General features: G+C 65.6%; 2 protein-coding genes. Both read right to left on the bottom strand.

Annotated features, from left to right (window positions below):
• A partial coding sequence (locus DYI24_RS24195) for a PepSY-associated transmembrane domain-containing protein (RefSeq protein WP_164574132.1) occupies window positions 1-1,102 on the bottom strand: 1,102 nt, incomplete at its 3' end.
• Between the two features lie 3 nt (window positions 1,103-1,105).
• Window positions 1,106-3,088, bottom strand: a 1,983-nt coding sequence (locus DYI24_RS24190; RefSeq protein WP_164574131.1) for a TonB-dependent receptor, incomplete at its 5' end; no start/stop codon positions are given.

Raw genomic sequence — 3,088 nt, 5'->3', positions numbered from 1 at the left:
GCGTGGCCGCGGCAGCGATGATCGTTTCCTCCGGAAGCCGTTTCGCCGTGCCGTCTTCGGGATCGGCGGCAGTCTGGCGGCCGTCGCGGTGTCCCAGCAGCATCAGCGGCGCGCCGCCGATCCAAGCGAAGCGGGCTTCGACGACACCCGGAAGAAGCGTGGTGGGAAGCTTGGCATCGATCGTCGGAGCATCGTGGCCGGCATAGCGCTGCAGCATGTCGCGGCTTTCGCCGCGGCGGGCGAAGGCCTCGCCCGGGTTCATCGACAGCCAGCCCGAGACTATCCAGGTCAGCACGACCACGCCGCCGATCAGCCCGGTGATGTGGTGCCACGCCATCCAGCCGCGATACGGCGTGATCCGCCCCGATGCGTAGCGTCGCCGCAGGCCGGCGCGGAGCAGTCCGATCCAGATCCCGCTCGCCGCGACCGTCATCAAGATGCCAGAGACCCACAGCACCACCTGCCGCCATAGCGGCCCGTCCTGGCGCAGCACTGTGAAGTAGATCCAGTGCGGGATCGCGCCGAACCAGTTCCAGATCCGCTCCTGCCGCGTCGTATCGAGCACGATCTCGCCGCCGCGCGACGCGACATAGAGCTCGGTCCCGGCGGCGTCGCCGAGCCCGATCAGGTACAGCGGCCTGAACGGATCGTAGCGCGAGGTCACGCTCCATTGGTCGCGATCGACCGTCTCGATCAGCCGCGGCGCGACTGCGGCCGGATGATGGCGCGCGATCCCCAGCGCCTGATCGGCGGTGACTTGATCGATCTTGCGGCCGTCGACCGCCGAGACGGTGGTGCGCCGGCCGTTCCAGTCGAGCAGCCGGTACACCGGCTCGGTATCGAGCATCACCAGCCGCAGGTCGCGCGGATAGTGCATCACGCCGGCCATCTGCATCGCCTGATCGGGCGGCAGCGTGACGCGCTGCCAGGCGAGGTCGGGCAACGCCGCCCAGCGTTCTTCTTTGTCGAAATGCGGAAACGCGACGTACATCATTACCACGCCGGAGATGAACCACATCGCGAACAGCAGACATCCGGCAATGCCGAGCCAGCGGTGGCCGAGATACAGCCACCGCTTCGCGCGCCTGACGACGCTTCGCATCGCCTAGAACTTCACATTGTAGGACAGTTCCGCGGTGCGCGGCATGCCGAGCTGCCACATGGTCGTGTTGCCCGACGTGGTGTAGACGGTGTCGAACAGATTGTAGACGCGCAGCGCGAAGGTCTGCCGGGCGTCCGGCTTCCACATCAGCCCGGCATTGACGACGTTATAGGCCGGCCGCACCAGCGTGTTGGCGTCGTCGGCCCAGGTGTCGCCGACGAGCTGTATGCCGGCATTGGCCGACCAACCCGGCGCGAACGCCCAGGTCGCCCAGATGTTGCTGACGATCTGCGGCACGTTGTTGGGGACGTTGCCGGCGTAGTTCACCGCCCGGCCGCCGACCACCTGGGTGAAGTCGTCGTATTTGGCCCGCAGCCAGGCGACGTTGGCGTCGAGCCGGATGGTTTCGGTGACCTTGAGGCCGGCCGAGGCTTCGATGCCGCGCGAGGACTGCTGGCCGATCGGCAGCGGGTTGGTGTTGGCGGGGTTCTGCGGATCGCGCGCCAAGATATTGTTCTTGACGATCTGATACGCCGCCAGGGTCCATTCGGCGCGACCGCCGGCGAGCTGCTGCTTGATGCCGACCTCCACCTGCTTGCCGGTCGAGAGCGAGAAGTCGCGGTTCACGCCCGTCATGGTGATCAGGTTGGTGACCGGATCGACCGCGGTCGAATACTGACCGTAGATCGAGAGGTTCTCGATCGGATTGTACACCGCCCCGACCCGCCAGCTCGGCGCCGAGTAGGTCTTCTCGAAACTGTTCGAAGGCGAGAGGAAATCGGTGCGCTGCACCGTCGGATTGTCAGAGCGGATGCCGCCGATCAGCGAAAGCTGGTCGGTCAGGCTGAGCCGGTTCTCGGCGAACACGCCATATTGTGTCGTCAGCGTATGGAAGCTCGGCCGCGTCGGGCTCACCGGCAGGAAATTGCCTGGATCGAAATTGTACGTGGGCACCGAGGATGCGCCGGCGTAAGGCGAGTTGTTGGTGTGGGTGAAGGCGATGCGGTTGACGTCGAAACCGGCGACGAATTCGTTGGCGAGGCCGAAGACATGGCCCTTGAAGGTGGTGTCGAAGCGGTTGCCGATCTGCTCCTGGTCGTGAAAGATCTCGATATAGGAGCTGCGGTTGATATTTCCGGTGGTCGGGCTGAACGCGTAGCTCTCGACGTCCTTCCAGTGCCGGTGCGTGCTGAGATAGTAGGTGACGTTCTTGACCGAGACGCCTTCGGCAACGTCCCACTCGGTCTTGAGCTGGGTCCAGTTGTCGCGATAGCGGATCGAGGCATCGCCGACATTGTAGTTCTGGAAGCGCAGCGCCTCGTCGAGCCGGCCGTTCACCAGAGGCGTGCCGAAATAGCGCGACGGGCTGCGGTCGGCGTAGTCTTCGCTCAGCGTAAAGGCGAGATTGTCGGCGGCCTGTACCCGGACCGAACCGGACACCGCGACGTTCGATGTCTTGTCACGGTCGACCCAGCCGTCCGACATGTTGCCGATCGCCGCCAGCCGATAGCTGACATTGGGATTGATCGGGCCGCTGGAGTCGACCGCGAGGCGCCGCGTCAGGTTGGTGTCGAGCGAGATCTCCGCCTCGTTGCGTTGCACGTCGAGCGGCTTCTTGGAGATCACGTTGATGGCGCCGCCGATCGCGCCTTCGCCGTACATCACCGAGGCCGGGCCGCGCAGCACTTCGATGCTCTGGGCCGTCCAGGTGTCGAACGGGAACGTCATGGTGCCGGAGCCGACATACAGCCGGGTGCCGTCGTAGAGCGACATCACCGTGCCGTTGCCGGTGAATCCGCGCGTGGTGAAGGCGAGGCCGCCATTTCCCGGACGCGGGCTCGCGGTGAACCCGGTGGCGTTCTGCGTCACCGCGTCGATGACGTTGTGCTGGCCGCGCTCGGCGATGGTCTCGGCGCGAATCACTTCGACGCTGGCCGGTGTCTGCAGCGGCGTCAGGCCGAGGCGGCTGCCGGTCGAGGACGGGGT

Source organism: Rhodopseudomonas sp. BR0C11 (assembly GCF_010820945.1).
Taxonomy (GTDB): Bacteria; Pseudomonadota; Alphaproteobacteria; order Rhizobiales; family Xanthobacteraceae; genus Rhodopseudomonas; species Rhodopseudomonas palustris_H.
This window is presented reverse-complemented; position numbering and strand designations above follow the sequence as displayed.